This is a genomic window from Oceanomicrobium pacificus (assembly GCF_009833495.1).
In the GTDB taxonomy this organism is placed as follows: domain Bacteria; phylum Pseudomonadota; class Alphaproteobacteria; order Rhodobacterales; family Rhodobacteraceae; genus Oceanomicrobium; species Oceanomicrobium pacificus.
The window spans coordinates 489,277-503,464 of record NZ_WUWG01000003.1; the positions used below are offsets into that span (position 1 = coordinate 489,277).

Below are 14,188 nucleotides of genomic sequence, written 5' to 3' on the forward strand. Positions count from 1 at the left end.
TTACCGGTTCGGCGGGACCATGGTCAGGGCGGGCAGGGAAGTCAAGCGTGCAAGGGGCGGTTTCGTGCCGCTCAGGCAAGCACGGGCGCCCGCGGGTCGCGATAAAGACCGACGAGCCGGTCCTGCATCCGCGCAAGCCCGAAGCGGGACTGGATGCGGCTGCGGGCGGCCAGCGCCAGATGGGCGCGCTGGCTTGCGTCGAGCGACAGCGCCAGACCGAGTGCGCCGGCCATGGACCTCGGATCGTTCTGGTCGATGAGCCAGCCCGTGACATCGGGTTCGACCACTTCCGCGGCCGCGCCGTTGCGGCAGAGCACGACCGGCCGTCCCATGGCCTGTGCGCGCAGGGCGAGGTGGTCGATCCCCTCGGCCTCGGACGGGCAGGAGAGGAGCAGGGCGGAGAGTTTCAGCGCCGCCTCCATGTCGGCGCAATGGCCGGTGAGCCGCACGAAAGGCGCAAGCCCCTGTTCGGTGACCGCTCGGCGGAACCGCTCCATCCGCGGCGCCTCGGCATCGCCCGTGACGATGAATTGCAGGTCCGCATCCGGACCGGCCGCGGCGATCGTGGCGGCAAGGCCTGCGGCAATCCGGTCCTGCCAGTCCGTGTCGGCAAACTGGCCGGGCACCAGCACGATCGGGCGCGGATCCTCGATCACGCCCCAGGCTGCGGCAAGGCTGATCGTCCGTTCCGGAGAGACGGCATCCTCGGCAAACAGATCGAGGTCGACACCGGGCTGCATCAGGTCCACTTTCGGGCCCGAGCGGTCGTCTGCCGTGCCGAGATAGGGGTCGAGACTGTCGCGGACGAAGGCGGACGGGCAGAGGATCCGGTCGCAGCGCGCAATCAGCCGTGCCGTGCGCCGGTCGAAGAGCCCGCGTTTGGGCAGCGGGCGGCGCAGGTGCAAGAAGAGATGTGCGCCCGATTCCTCGGCCAGCGTAACGGCAAGGTTGGCCTGTTCGAGACCCCAGGCATGGATGACCGAGAGTGCGCCCAGATCGACCTGATCCTTCAGAAGCGCGCGGAGTCCCGAATCGCGCCAGCTGAAGGCAGAGCGTTTCGGAAGCTCGAGCGTCGTAGCGCCGAGCCGCCGGAAATGCGGCTCCATCCGGCCGCCTGCGCCGGCGACGCTCATCCCAAGCCCGTCGGCCACGCCTGCGCGCACCAGTGCCATCGCCATCGGCAGGTCGTCACCGGGCGCGCGTCCCGGCAGCAGTTGCAGCACCTGGGGCGCTGCGGCATGGTGAGCCGGAATCGGGCTTTCAGAGGAATTGGGCAGGACCATGGGCACTCGCGGAGAACTGACGTCCAGTAGGGGACAGGCGCTCGCTTTTTGCAAGACGGAGGCGCGCGGGAAAGGGGAAAATCTCCCCGGTCTGGTCTTTTTGGGCGGTTTCCGCAGCGACATGGAGGGCAGCAAGGCACTGTTTCTGGAAAACTGGGCGGCCGAGCGGGGCCGGGCCTTCCTGCGCTTCGACTATTCCGGACATGGCGCGTCGGGCGGCGATTTCCTTGACGGATCGATCGGGGATTGGGCGGCGGATGCTCGCGAGGTGATCGCCGCGCAGACCGACGGGCCGCAGATCCTGATCGGATCGTCCATGGGCGGGTGGATCAGCCTGCTCGTCGCGCGGGACGACCCCGATCGGGTTGCGGGACTCGTCGGGATCGCGGCGGCGCCCGACTTTACCGAAGACAGCATGTGGGCGGGTTTTGACGATGCGATGCGCAAGACCCTGTTGGAGGAGGGGCAGGTGGCGTTGCCGTCGGACTATTCGGACGATCCCTACATCATCACCCGAAAGCTGATCGAGGAGGGCCGGACCCAGCTTGTGTTGCGTGACCCGCTGCCGCTGCCTATGCCGGTGCGGCTTTTGCATGGCACGGCGGATGCGGATGTCGCCATGTCGGTGCCGCTGCGCATTCTCGACCATGCGAAGGCGCCGGATCTGCGTCTGACCTTCGTGAAGGGCGCGGACCACCGGATGAGCGGGCCGGCCGAACTGGCCCTGATCGGCAAGACAGTGCATGGCGTGACACAGGCTGTGCTGGAGCGATAGGCGGAATCCGACGCCGCCATCTGATGGTTACCATCCGGTAAGTGATGGGTTGTCAGTGGCTTCTACAGGGCTTTCACGGGATGTTTCGGGGTGTTTCAGGGGCGTTACCGGATCGCGACTCTGTGAAGTGACCCTGCGTCAGTCTTTGGAATTTCACACCGCTCTGCTAGGCGGGATACTTCCGTTCACAAATCCGGGCGTGCATTATGAAGATCGCCGGTTTCCTGATCCTGATTGCTGTCCTGCTTCTGATCCTCTTTCTGCTCTTCGGGCCGAGGGAGCCGGTCGACACGGCCGTACAGTTCGATGACGGGCAGTTGCCCGAGGATCTGGACGCCTATCTTGCGGCGGCAGAGGTCGATGTCCCGGATTTGAAGCCGGGGGCGGAGAAGCGGATCGTCTGGGCGGGTGCCGCGAAGGAAAAGACCCCGCTGGCGATTGTCTATGTTCACGGGTTCAGCGCAACGGCAGAGGAAATCCGCCCTGTGCCGGACCGCGTGGCGGAGGCCCTCGGCGCGAACCTCTATTTCACTCGTCTGCGCGGGCACGGGCGCGATGGCGCGGCACTGGCAACGGCGTCTGTCCGGCACTGGGCCGAGGATGTGGCCGAGGCCATGGCCATCGGGCGGCGGCTCGGCGAGCGGGTGATCCTGATGGGCACCTCGACCGGCGCGACCGTCTCGATGCTGGCCGCACTGGACCCGGAGATGCGGCGCGACCTCGCCGGCATGATTTTCGTCAGCCCGAATTTCGGCTTGATGGCTGCGGGATCGAGCCTGCTCACCCTGCCGATGGCGCGCCATTACGTGCCCTATATTGCCGGATCGGAACGGTCCTTCGTGCCAGCCAATGCGGATCACGCAACCTACTGGACCACCCGCTATCCGACCGATGCGCTCTTCCCGATGGCCGCGCTGGTGCGCCATGTGAACCGCGCGCCGCTCGACACGATCGACGTGCCGGTGCTGGCGATCTTCTCCGAACAGGATACGGTGGTGTCGGCCAAGGCAACGCGGCGGCTTCTCGACAAGCTCGGCACCATGCCGTCCATCATTCCGGTGACCGTCGGGGAGGGCGATGATCCTGCGGCCCACGTGATTGCGGGCGATATCCTCAGCCCCGGCCAGACGGACCGCGCGGTCGAATGGATGCTGTCCTGGATCGAGGACCAGATACTGGCGCCAGCAGACGCGCCCGTCGCTAAAGGATCAGGCTGACAACCACGATCGCGAGGCCGAGAAAGGCCAGACCGACGGCCCCCATGTTGAGGGCGACGAGCCCGTGCAGCCGGGCGCTTACATCCTCGCCCGAGCGACTGTCGCGCCGGATCTGCGCCGCGCGGCGCACGCACCAGCCGAGCAAACCGACGCCGGCAAGCGTCACGATGATCCCGATTGCAAGGAGGAGGGTCATGGGGTCGGGCCTTCTGTCTATGGGGTCCTGTGGCCCGCCTTAGGCAATTCGGCGATGCGGCGCAAGCGCCCTTGTTCGCAGGCGAGCCTCTGGCTAGTGTCCGTCGAATCTTCCCCCGAGGGGGCAAAATCGCGACGGAGGCAGAGCGCATGGATGTGACCGAAGACGAAGGCCCGACGAGCCAGTACCGTGTAACCGCAGGCGAGCTGCGCAGCTTCATCGAACGTTTCGAGCGGCTCGAAGCGGAGAAGAAGGACATTGCGGATCAGCAGAAGGAAGTGATGGCCGAGGCCAAGGGCCGTGGCTATGACACCAAGGTGATGCGCAAGCTGATCACGCTGCGCAAGAAGGACCCGCAGGAAATCTCCGAAGAGGAGGCCGTGCTCGAGCTCTACAAGGAAGCGCTTGGCATGTGACGGTCAGACCGCCTGGCTGTGCCGGGCGGTCCCGTTCTGATAGGCATCGAGCCCGGCGGCGATGATCCGCGTCAGCGGCCGGCCCTCGGGCGTCACCCGGAAACAGGTGCCGTCATCCACCACAAACCCGGTGTAGCTTTCGGCCAGCGCCGCCAGGTCGCTGTCGATCAGCGCGGCCATGTCGCCGAACGTCGCTGCCAGCGCCGCCCGGTCGATCTCGAAATCGCACATGAGCGTCTCGATCGCGCGGCCGCGCACCCGGTCTTCGAGCGTGAAGGCCAGCCCCTTGGCCACAGGCAAATCACCGGCTTCGATCGCCTTGTGATAGCCCATCGTTGCGGAGACATTCTGGACGAACCCCTGCGGCAGGTTGCCGATGGATGAGGCGCCAAAGCCGATCAGCGCGGTGCAAAGATCGTCCGTATAGCCCTGGAAATTGCGCTTCATCCGCCCGTTGGCGGCAGCAACGGCGAGGCTGTCTTGGGGCCGTGCGAAATGGTCGATCCCGAGCGCGATATGGCCGTCAGCCAGAAATGCCGCCTCGGCCTGACGGAAGAGCGCCAGCCGCGCCTCGGGCCCGGGCAAGGCCGCTTCGGGGATCATCTTCTGCCGCTTCGCCATCCATGGCACATGGGCATAGCCGAACAGCGCGATCCGGTCCGGTGACAGGGCACGGGTCATGTCGAGCGTGCGGGCGAACCGCTCCGGCGTCTGGTAGGGCAGGCCGTAGACCATGTCGATATTGACCGATCCGACGCCTGCGGCGCGCAATTCTTCGACAATGTCGCGGGTGACCTCGAACCCCTGTTCGCGCCCGATCGTCTTCTGCACGAGCGGGTCGAAATCCTGCACACCGATGCTGGCGCGTGTCAGTCCGGATTCGGCCAGCGCGGCGATCTTGTCCGGGTCGGCGCAGGTCGGGTCGATCTCGACCGAGAAGTCCGGGTCTGCGGCCATCTGCAGGTTCTGCCGGATCGCGCTGGCCAGTTCCGTGATCAGGTCGGGCGGCAGAATCGTTGGCGTGCCGCCGCCCCAGTGGATGCGGGCGACCGAAACACCCGCGGGCAGGTGGGCGGCCACCATCTCGAACTCGCGCATGAGCGACCGCAGGTAGGAGCGCACCGGATCGAGCGATTGCACGCCTTGCGTGCGGCAGGCGCAAAACCAGCAGAGCCGGATGCAGAAGGGAATATGCACATAGACGGACAGCTGGCTGCCGGCAGGCAGGGCGCCCAGCCAGCGTGCATAGGTGTCCGGTCCGATTCCGTCATGGAACATCGGTGCGGTCGGGTAGCTCGTGTAGCGCGGCACCTTGCGGGAGAAGAGGCCCGCCGCCGCCAGTCTTTCCATATCGGTCATGGGTTTCCCTTGCGCCGCGGCGGTTGCGGGGTCTTTGATCAGGATCAAGCCCGTGCCATAAACAGGGCGAACGTGGAGTAAACCGACCCGATGCCGCAGACCGCCCCGACCCGCACCGCACAAAGCTGCCCGCAATGTCCGATCCGCCACAGCGCGGTCTGTTCGCTCTGCGGGCCGAGCGAACTGGCGGAGCTCGATGCAATCAAGACCTACCAGACGTTCCAGGCCGGCGATGTCATCGCCTGGGCCGGTGAGCCGCAAACGATCGTGGGTTCGGTCGTATCGGGTGTGGCGACCCTGTCGCGGACGCTCGCGGACGGGCGGCGGCAGATGGTGGGCCTGTTGCTGCCCTCGGATTTCATCGGCCGCAGCCGCACACAGGTCGCGCCCTATGATGTGACGGCGGCCACCGAGGTTACGCTCTGCACCTTCCGCAAACGCGCCTTTGACGAAATGCTCGACCGCACCATGCATATCGAGCGCCGCCTGTTGCAGATGACGCTCGATGAACTGGACGCGGCGCGGGAATGGATGCTGCTTCTGGGGCGCAAGACCGCGCGGGAGAAGATCGCGAGCCTGCTCGTCATCGTGGCGCGGCGTGATGCCGCGCTCCACCGGCGCGAGGTGGGCAACGGGGTGAGCTTCCGCCTGCCGCTGACGCGCGAGGCGATGGCTGACTATCTGGGACTGACCATCGAGACGGTGAGCCGCCAGATTTCCGCATTGCGCAAGGCCGGTGTGGTGGAAATGCACGGCACGCGGGATGTGACCATTCCCGATTTCGGCCGGCTGCTCGATGAATCCGGTGATGATGCCGATGGCGGCATAGTGTCCTGACGTGATCCGGTCAACTTGATCTGAATCAAGACCCCTGCCAAGCTGCCTGTGCAATGAGACGGGCAACCAGGGTCAGTGCGCCCTGAATCTTGAAAGAGGGCAAAATGATAAACGGGTTCAAGCTGGTGGCACTGGGGCTGATTGCCCTCTTTGCCGCCATCGCCGCCAATTACGGCCACGATCTGGCCTATCAGGTTCACATGATCATCTTCATGCTCGTCGCAGCGGGCATGTTCATCCACGTGTTGCGGCAGACCGGGGAGCCGGTTCCGATCGAACCCGATCCGGATGCGACCGGCTATATGGACGGCGTGATCCGATACGGTGTTATCGCAACCGCCTTCTGGGGCGTGGTCGGCTTCCTTGCCGGGACGTATATAGCCTTCCAGCTTGCCTTTCCCGAATTGAATTTTGGCCTATCTTTTACGTCTTTTGGCCGTTTGCGGCCGCTGCACACATCGGCCGTCATCTTCGCCTTCGGCGGCAACGCACTGATCTGTACGTCCTTCTACATCGTGCAGCGCACCTGCGCGGCGCGGCTCTGGGGCGGGAACCTCGCCTGGTTCGTGTTCTGGGGCTACCAGCTCTTCATCGTGCTGGCGGCGACCGGATATCTGCTCGGGGCCACCCAGTCGAAGGAATATGCCGAGCCGGAATGGTATGTGGACATCTGGCTGACGCTGGTCTGGGTCGCCTATCTGGCGGTGTTCCTCGGCACGATCCTGCGCCGCAAGGAACCGCATATCTACGTGGCCAACTGGTTCCTGCTCTCCTTCATCGTCACCGTCGCGATGCTGCATATCGTGAACAACCTCTCGATCCCGGTCTCGATCTTCGGGTCGAAATCGGTGCAGCTCTTCTCCGGCGTGCAGGATGCGCTGACCCAATGGTGGTATGGCCATAATGCGGTGGGCTTCTTCCTGACCGCGGGCTTCCTCGGCATGATGTACTATTTCGTGCCCAAACAGGCCGAGCGGCCGGTTTACAGCTACAAACTGTCCATCATCCACTTCTGGGCGCTGATCTTCCTTTATATCTGGGCGGGCCCGCACCATCTGCACTATACCGCGCTGCCCGACTGGGCGCAGACGCTCGGGATGGTCTTCTCGGTCATGCTCTGGATGCCCAGCTGGGGCGGCATGATCAACGGCCTGATGACGCTGCAGGGCGCCTGGGACAAGCTGCGAACCGACCCGGTCCTGCGGATGCTCGTCGTGTCTGTCGGCTTTTACGGCATGGCGACCTTCGAGGGTCCGATGATGTCGATCAAGGCGGTCAACTCGCTGTCGCACTATACCGACTGGACGATCGGGCACGTGCATTCCGGCGCTCTTGGCTGGAACGGCATGATCACCTTCGGCGCGCTCTACTTCCTTGTGCCGCGCCTGTGGAACCGCGAGCGGCTCTACAGCCTGTCGCTGGTCAGCTGGCACTTCTGGCTCGCGACCATCGGGATCGTCTTCTACGCCTCCTCCATGTGGGTCACAGGCATCATGGAAGGTCTGATGTGGCGCGAGGTGGATGCCGAGGGTTTCCTCGTCAACAGCTTCGCCGACACGGTCGCGGCCAAGTTCCCGATGTATGTGGTGCGCGCGCTGGGCGGTGTGCTCTACGTCGCCGGGTCGCTGATCATGGTCTACAACCTGTGGAAAACGGCGACGGGGGCGGAAAAGCCCGCCCCTGCCGCTGCGGTTCCGGCTGAGTAAGGGAGGCGGAGATGAGTCTGCTCAAGAAACACGCGATCATCGAAAAGAACGCCACGCTTCTGCTGGTGCTGAGCTTCCTTGCCGTGACCGTGGGGGGCATCGTGGAAATTGCGCCGCTCTTCTACCTCGAGAATACGATCGAGAAGGTCAAAGGCGTGCGGCCCTATTCGCCGTTGGAACTGACCGGGCGCAACATCTACATCCGCGAGGGCTGCTACGTCTGCCACAGCCAGATGATCCGCCCGATGCGGGACGAGGTGGAGCGCTACGGTCACTATTCGCTGGCGGCCGAGAGCATGTATGACCACCCGTTCCAGTGGGGTTCCAAGCGCACCGGGCCCGATCTGGCCCGTGTCGGCGGCCGCTATTCCGACGAGTGGCACGTGGATCATATGCGCAAGCCGCAGGACCTGGTGCCCGAAAGCATCATGCCGCCCTATCCGTGGCTGGAGGAGACCCGCATCAGCCCCGATCATATCGAGGACCTGCTGAAGACCAACCGGATGGTCGGCGTGCCCTATACAGACGAGATGATCGAACAGGCCAAGGCGGATTTCACCGTTCAGGTCGATCCGTTCGGCGATTTCGACGGTCTTCTGGAACGCTATCCCGGCGCGCAGGTCCGCAATTTCGACGGGCAGCCGGAAATCACCGAACTGGACGCGCTCATCGCCTATCTGCAGGTGCTCGGCACGATGGTCGACTTCTCGACCTTCGAGCCGGATGCCAGCCGCTGAGGGAGCGCGCACATGTATGATTTCCTGCGCGAAATGGCCGACAGCTGGGGACTGCTGGCGCTGTTTCTCGGATTTATCTTCGTGATCTTCTGGGCCTTCCGCCCTGGGTCACGGGAAATCCATGACGACATCGCCAACATCCCCTTCCGCAATGACAAGATCGGAGACGATCACGATGGCTGACACGAAAAAAGAACAGGACAAGGCCGAGGAATACGGCACCACCGGCCACGAGTGGGACGGGATCCGCGAATATGACACGCCCATGCCACGCTGGTGGCTCTGGACCTTCTACGCCACCATTGTCTGGGCGGTGATCTATGTGATCCTTTTCCCCGCCATTCCGCTGGTCAACGGCGCGACGCCGGGGCTGCTGGGCTTTTCCACCCGCGGCCAGCTGGCCGAGGAGATGCAGGCCGCGCGCGATGCCAATGCGGAGATCGACAGCCAGCTTGTGGCGGCCGAACTGACCGAGATCAGCGCCGACCCGGAACTGCAGCGCTATGCGATGGCCGGCGGGGCCGCGGTCTTCAAGACCTATTGCGCCCAGTGCCACGGGGCAGGGGCCGCCGGCGTTCAGGCGGCAGGGTACCCGAACCTTCTGGACGATGACTGGCTCTGGGGCGGCGATATCGAGGCCATCCACCAGACCATCACCCACGGGATCCGCTGGGAAGCCGACCCCGACACGCGCTTCTCGCAGATGCCGGCTTTCGGAGAGATCCTGGAGGGTGAGGAAATCGACGCGCTCACCGCCCATGTGCTGGCCATTTCCGGTCAGGACCATGATGCCGGCCTCGCTGCAACGGGGGCAGAGCTCTATGCCGAGAACTGCGCCTCCTGTCACGGGGATGCCGGCATGGGCGACCGCGAACAGGGCGCGCCGAACCTGACCGATGCGATCTGGCTCTATGGCGGCTCGGAAGAGGAAATCCACGAGACGATCACCTACAGCCGCTACGGCATCATGCCGCCCTGGCAGGACCGCCTGACCGAGGCGCAGATCCGTCAGGTCTCCGCCTATGTCCACGGACTGGGTGGCGGCGAATGAGCCACGGGTGCCGGGCCCCACAGTCCGGCACCTGCCGCGCGCGGCGCATCTTGTCGCAGGGCTTGTGACCAGACGCCGCGCGACACCGCTTCACGCCGACGTTGCTTGAAGCCGGGGCGCGAATGCCCGACGCTCGACCCATGGCGCCGACCGGACCGGATGGTCCGGCCCCGCCCGCAGAGCAGCCCACGGAGGCCCGAACTTGAGCACGATGAGCAGCGAGGAACCGCCGAAACTCTACGCCGCGCGGGAGCCGATCTTCCCGCGGCGCGTGTCCGGCTGGTTCCGCCGCCTGAAATGGTGGATCCTCGCGGTGACGCTGGGGATCTATTACCTGACCCCGTGGATCCGCTGGGACCGCGGTCCGAACATGTCGGACCAGGCGGTTCTGGTCGATCTGGCCAACCGGCGCTTCTTCTTCTTCATGATCGAGATCTGGCCGCATGAATTCTATTTCGTGGCGGGCCTGCTCATCATGGCCGGGCTGGGGCTTTTCCTCTTCACGTCGGCGCTTGGGCGGGTCTGGTGCGGCTATACCTGCCCGCAGACCGTCTGGACCGACCTTTTCATCCTCGTGGAGCGCTGGATCGAGGGCGACCGGAACGCCCGCGTGCGGCTCTGGAACCAGAAATGGGATGCGCGCAAGGTCCGCCTGCGGGTCACGAAATGGACCGTCTGGTTCCTGATCGCGGTCGCGACCGGCGGCGCATGGGTCTTCTATTTTGCCGACGCACCGACGCTGCTGCGCGATCTGGTGACGCTGCAGGCGCCCTTCGTCGCCTATGCGTCCATCGGTATCCTGACCGCAACGACCTTCACCTTCGGCGGCTTCATGCGCGAGCAGGTCTGCATCTACATGTGCCCCTGGCCGCGCATCCAGGCCGCGATGATGGACGAGGATACGCTGACCGTGGCCTACCGCTCCTGGCGGGGCGAGCCGCGCGGCAAGCATCGCAAGAAGGAGGGCGCGGAGGCGCTCGGCGACTGTATCGACTGCAATGCCTGCGTGAATGTCTGCCCGATGGGGATCGACATCCGCGACGGGCAGCAGCTGGCCTGCATCACCTGCGCGCTCTGCATCGACGCGTGCGACGATGTGATGGAGAAGATCGGCAAGCCGCGCGGGCTCATCGACTATTGCACCCTGAACGACGAGCCGCGGGAGCGGGCCGGCAATCCGCCGCGCCCCGCATGGATGCATATTCTGCGGGTCCGCACGATGATCTACACCGTGCTCTGGGCCGGGATCGGCATCGCGCTTGTCGTCGCGCTGTTCATGCGGTCCGATATCGAACTGACCGTGGCGCCGGTGCGCAATCCGCTCAATGTCACACTCTCGGACGGATCGGTGCGCAACACCTATGACATCCGTCTGCGTAACAAGCATGGCGAGGACCGGGTGTTCGCCCTGAGCTACACGGCGGACACGTCCGACTTCACCATCGCGCTGGAAGGCGAGGAGGGCACCAGCGTGACGGTGCCTGCGGATTCGGTTTACAATCAGCGGGTCTATCTGACCGCCGGACCGGAAAGTGCGGCGGTGGACGAACGGGTCACGGACGTGCGCTTCTGGGTCGAGGATCCGGAGAGCAACGAACGGTCCTACAGCGACTCGATCTACCACGGGAAAGGCGAATGAGCGCAACCGAGAAACCCCTGACCGGCCGCAAGGTCCTGATGATCTGTGTGGCCGCCTTCGGCATCATCATTGCCGCCAACATGGCGATGCTGTTCGCCGCTGTCGGGTCCTTCCCGGGGCTGGAGACACCCAACAGCTACGTCGCCTCGCAAAAATTCGAGGCCAAGTCGTCGCGGCAGGCCGCGCTCGGCTGGCGCTTCGATCTGGCCTATGAGAACGGGGAAGTGTTGCTCGATGCGCGCGACCGGGACGGGCAGGTGCTCGATCTGGCCGTGGTCGAGGGGACGCTCGGCCGGATGACCCACCAGCGGGACGACCAGCCGCTGGTTCTCACGCGGCGCGGCGATCTGTTCGTGGCACCGGCGGACCTCAACGGCGGCAAGTGGCGCCTTGACGTGACACTGCCCATGCCCGGAACCGACGGCACGGCAGAGATCGACCGCTACGACACGCGGCTGGAACTTTTCGTGGCGCGCGCGGGATGAGCGACACGGCACTGCACGGGCCGGTCTGTCCGGCCTGCCCAGTGGGCGAGATGCCGCGAAGCGGGGACGTGGACACGTCCGGACCGCTGAAACGGTTCCAGTTTTCCGTGCCGACCGTTCATTGCGCCGCCTGCATGACGACCATCGAAGCGGGGTTGGCGGATCGTGCGGACGTGGATGCCGCGCGGGTCAACCTGACCCTGCGGCGGGTCACCGTCACCGCCCATGACCATCCGGAGATCGAGGACCGGCTCATCGCCGCGCTCGACCGGTTGGGGTTCGAGGCCCATGCGCTCGATGCGGGCGCGATGGAAGCGATCCAGACCGACGCGGTCGGGCGCGACCTGCTGGCGCGCCTTGGCGTTGCTGGCTTTGCCGCGATGAATGTGATGCTGCTGTCGGTCTCCGTCTGGTCGGGGGCCACGGACGCGACCCGGGATCTGTTGCATTGGGTGTCGGCCGCGATTGCCCTGCCGACGGTGGCTTTTTCCGGCCTGCCGTTCTTCCGCAACGCATGGTCGGCGCTGCGGGTCGGGCGGCTCAACATGGATGTGCCGATCTCGCTGGCGCTGATCCTCGCCTGCGGCGTGTCGCTCGCAGAGACGATGGAAAGCGGGGCGCATGCCTATTTTGACGCGGCGCTGACGCTCTGTTTCTTCCTGCTGATCGGGCGCTATCTCGACCACCGGACGCGCGCGGCGGCGCGCACGGCCGCAGGCGAACTGGCCGCGCTGGATGTGCAGAAGGTGACACGGCTCGATGCCGAAGGACACCAAAGCGTCGTCTCGGTCGATGCGGTTGCCGCCGGGGACCGTTTGCTCGTGCCCGTCGGACAGCGCGTGCCCGTGGACGGCACGGTGCTGGAGGGGCATTCCGACCTCGACCCGAGCCTGCTGACCGGAGAAACCGTGCCGGTTTCGGTCGGACCGGATATGGCGGCGCGCGCGGGTATGCTGAACCTGAGCGGTCCGCTCACGCTGCGTGCCGATGCGGTGGGTGAGGACACGCTCCTCAAGCAGATCGCGCGGCTTGTGGAACAGGCGGAGACGACCCGCAACCACTACACTTCGCTCGCCGATCGTGCGGCGAAGGTATATGCGCCGCTGGTGCATGGATTGGCGGCTGTCGCGTTCCTGTTCTGGGGGGTGAAGACGGGCGACTGGCGGCTGGCCACGAATATCGCGGCGGCAGTGCTCATCATCACCTGTCCCTGTGCGCTGGGGTTGGCGGTGCCGGCCGTGCTCGCGAGCGCCTCGGGCCGGCTTTTCCGCTCCGGTGTGCTCTTGAAGGACGGGGTGGCGCTCGAAAAGCTTGCGCGGGCCGATGTGGCGATCTTCGACAAGACCGGCACGCTGACCCGCGGCACGCCCACGGTCGATGCGCAGGCGACGACACTCGACGATCGCGACTGGGCCGTTGCCGCCGGTCTGGGGCAGGGGAGCGCGCATCCGCTGGCCGCCGCGATCCGCGACAGCGCATCGGCGCTCGGCATCCGTCCCGCTCAACTGGAAAAAGTCCGGGAATGGCCGGGCTTCGGGACGGAGGCGCTCTGGCAGGGGCGCCGCGTGCGGCTGGGCCGGGCCGACTGGGTCGGCGCGGACGGGACGGGCCGGCAGAGCCAGACGGCAAGCTGGCTCGGGATCGAAGGCGAGGAACCGCGCCGGATCGCCTTCCGTGACGAGATGCGCCCCGAAGCGCCCGAGACGGTCGCCGCACTGACCCGCGCCGGGGTCGATGTGCGGCTCCTGTCGGGCGACGTGGCGCCGGCCGTCGCCGATCTGGCCGACCGGAGCGGGATTGCACAATGGGAAGCCGGCATGACCCCGGAGGAAAAGGTCCGGCATATCACCGGATTGAAAGAGGCCGGTCACACCGTCCTGATGGTGGGTGACGGGCTGAATGACACGGCCGCGCTCGCGGCTGCGGATGTCTCCATGTCGCCGGCCAGTGCCGTCGACGCCACGCGGTCGAGCGCCGATATGATCATCACCAGCAACGACCTGTCGCGTGTGGCGAGCACCCGGGCGCTCGCCGTCGCCGCGCGCCGCCGGATACTGGAGAATTTCTCCATCGCGGCGGTCTATAACATGATCGCGGTGCCGCTCGCGCTCTCCGGCATTGCGACGCCGCTCATGGCGGCGATCGCCATGTCGACAAGCTCGATCCTCGTGTCGGTCAATGCGTTGCGGCTGGGGCGGCGGACATGACGGTTCTGGCGCTTCTGATTCCCGTCTCCCTCGGGCTGGGCCTGCTCGGTCTGGCGGCCTTCTTCTGGTCGCTGCGGGCGGACCAGTATGACGATCCCGAAGGGCAGGCGCACCGGATCCTGTCGGACCGCTATGATGACGCGCCGATGTCCGACAGCGCGCAAGCGCCGGGCCGCCAGCCGCCCGAGAGCGGCGTTGCCGGTGAGGCCGATGCGGATGCTGATACGCCGTCCGAACGGTTCCGCCGCGCGCGCTGAACCGCTGGACTTGGGCCGCCCCG

General features: G+C 65.6%; 14 protein-coding genes and 1 pseudogene. 12 read left to right on the plus strand and 3 right to left on the minus strand.

What is annotated here, in order from left to right; all coding sequences use genetic code 11:
• Window positions 1-71 precede the first annotated feature (71 nt).
• Window positions 72-1,283 (minus strand): glycosyltransferase, encoded by a 1,212-nt coding sequence (locus tag GSH16_RS08885; protein WP_160854146.1) that lies wholly within the window; start codon window positions 1,281-1,283, stop codon window positions 72-74.
• Between GSH16_RS08885 and GSH16_RS08890 the strand changes: the two genes are divergently transcribed.
• On the plus strand, window positions 1,282-2,058 hold the full coding sequence (locus GSH16_RS08890) for an alpha/beta hydrolase (RefSeq protein WP_160854148.1): 777 nt from the start codon (window positions 1,282-1,284) through the stop codon (window positions 2,056-2,058). The two genes, GSH16_RS08885 and GSH16_RS08890, sit on opposite strands and share 2 nt — an antisense overlap.
• A 206-nt stretch (window positions 2,059-2,264) precedes the next feature.
• Window positions 2,265-3,275 carry an alpha/beta hydrolase gene (locus GSH16_RS08895; RefSeq protein ID WP_160854150.1) on the plus strand — a complete coding sequence of 337 codons (1,011 nt, stop codon included), beginning with the start codon at window positions 2,265-2,267 and terminating at the stop codon, window positions 3,273-3,275.
• Here GSH16_RS08895 and GSH16_RS08900 read toward each other — a convergent pair.
• Entirely contained in the window at window positions 3,259-3,471 is a 213-nt protein-coding gene (locus GSH16_RS08900; protein ID WP_160854152.1) for a hypothetical protein, read from the minus strand. The genes GSH16_RS08895 and GSH16_RS08900 overlap by 17 nt on opposite strands.
• Window positions 3,472-3,620: 149 nt before the next feature.
• On the opposite strand from GSH16_RS08900, the gene GSH16_RS08905 reads away from it, so the two are divergent.
• Window positions 3,621-3,887 (plus strand): DUF2312 domain-containing protein, encoded by a 267-nt coding sequence (locus GSH16_RS08905; protein WP_160854154.1) that lies wholly within the window; start codon window positions 3,621-3,623, stop codon window positions 3,885-3,887.
• A gap of 3 nt (window positions 3,888-3,890) precedes the next feature.
• On the opposite strand, the gene hemN is transcribed toward GSH16_RS08905, so the two are convergent.
• Window positions 3,891-5,246: an oxygen-independent coproporphyrinogen III oxidase gene (hemN, locus tag GSH16_RS08910; protein WP_160854156.1), complete on the minus strand. Its 1,356-nt coding sequence runs from the start codon at window positions 5,244-5,246 to the stop codon at window positions 3,891-3,893.
• Between the two features lie 90 nt (window positions 5,247-5,336).
• On the opposite strand from hemN, the gene fnrL reads away from it, so the two are divergent.
• The 9 genes and pseudogenes from fnrL to ccoS all read left to right on the plus strand — a co-directional run.
• Window positions 5,337-6,083, plus strand: coding sequence for a transcriptional regulator FnrL (fnrL, locus tag GSH16_RS08915; protein WP_160854158.1), 747 nt, complete (start codon window positions 5,337-5,339; stop codon window positions 6,081-6,083).
• A 104-nt stretch (window positions 6,084-6,187) separates the two neighbouring features.
• Window positions 6,188-7,789: a cytochrome-c oxidase, cbb3-type subunit I gene (ccoN, locus tag GSH16_RS08920; RefSeq protein WP_160854160.1), complete on the plus strand. Its 1,602-nt coding sequence runs from the start codon at window positions 6,188-6,190 to the stop codon at window positions 7,787-7,789.
• Between the two features lie 11 nt (window positions 7,790-7,800).
• Entirely contained in the window at window positions 7,801-8,526 is a 726-nt protein-coding gene (ccoO, locus tag GSH16_RS08925) for a cytochrome-c oxidase, cbb3-type subunit II (RefSeq protein ID WP_160854162.1), read from the plus strand.
• A gap of 12 nt (window positions 8,527-8,538) precedes the next feature.
• Window positions 8,539-8,709: a cbb3-type cytochrome c oxidase subunit 3 gene (locus GSH16_RS08930; RefSeq protein ID WP_160854164.1), complete on the plus strand. Its 171-nt coding sequence runs from the start codon at window positions 8,539-8,541 to the stop codon at window positions 8,707-8,709.
• On the plus strand, window positions 8,702-9,577 hold the full coding sequence (ccoP, locus tag GSH16_RS08935) for a cytochrome-c oxidase, cbb3-type subunit III (protein WP_160854166.1): 876 nt from the start codon (window positions 8,702-8,704) through the stop codon (window positions 9,575-9,577). The genes GSH16_RS08930 and ccoP overlap by 8 nt, the downstream gene beginning before the upstream one ends.
• Before the next feature lie 211 nt (window positions 9,578-9,788).
• Entirely contained in the window at window positions 9,789-11,216 is a 1,428-nt protein-coding gene (gene ccoG, locus GSH16_RS08940) for a cytochrome c oxidase accessory protein CcoG (RefSeq protein ID WP_160855170.1), read from the plus strand.
• On the plus strand, window positions 11,213-11,701 hold the full coding sequence (locus GSH16_RS08945; RefSeq protein ID WP_160854168.1) for a FixH family protein: 489 nt from the start codon (window positions 11,213-11,215) through the stop codon (window positions 11,699-11,701). Before ccoG ends, GSH16_RS08945 begins: the two co-directional genes overlap by 4 nt.
• On the plus strand, window positions 11,698-13,908 hold the full coding sequence (locus tag GSH16_RS08950) for a heavy metal translocating P-type ATPase (protein ID WP_160854170.1): 2,211 nt from the start codon (window positions 11,698-11,700) through the stop codon (window positions 13,906-13,908). The genes GSH16_RS08945 and GSH16_RS08950 overlap by 4 nt, the downstream gene beginning before the upstream one ends.
• Window positions 13,905-14,054: pseudogene (gene ccoS, locus GSH16_RS15910) on the plus strand (cbb3-type cytochrome oxidase assembly protein CcoS); the annotation flags it as partial. The gene GSH16_RS08950 and the pseudogene ccoS, both read left to right, overlap by 4 nt.
• Window positions 14,055-14,188 lie beyond the last annotated feature (134 nt).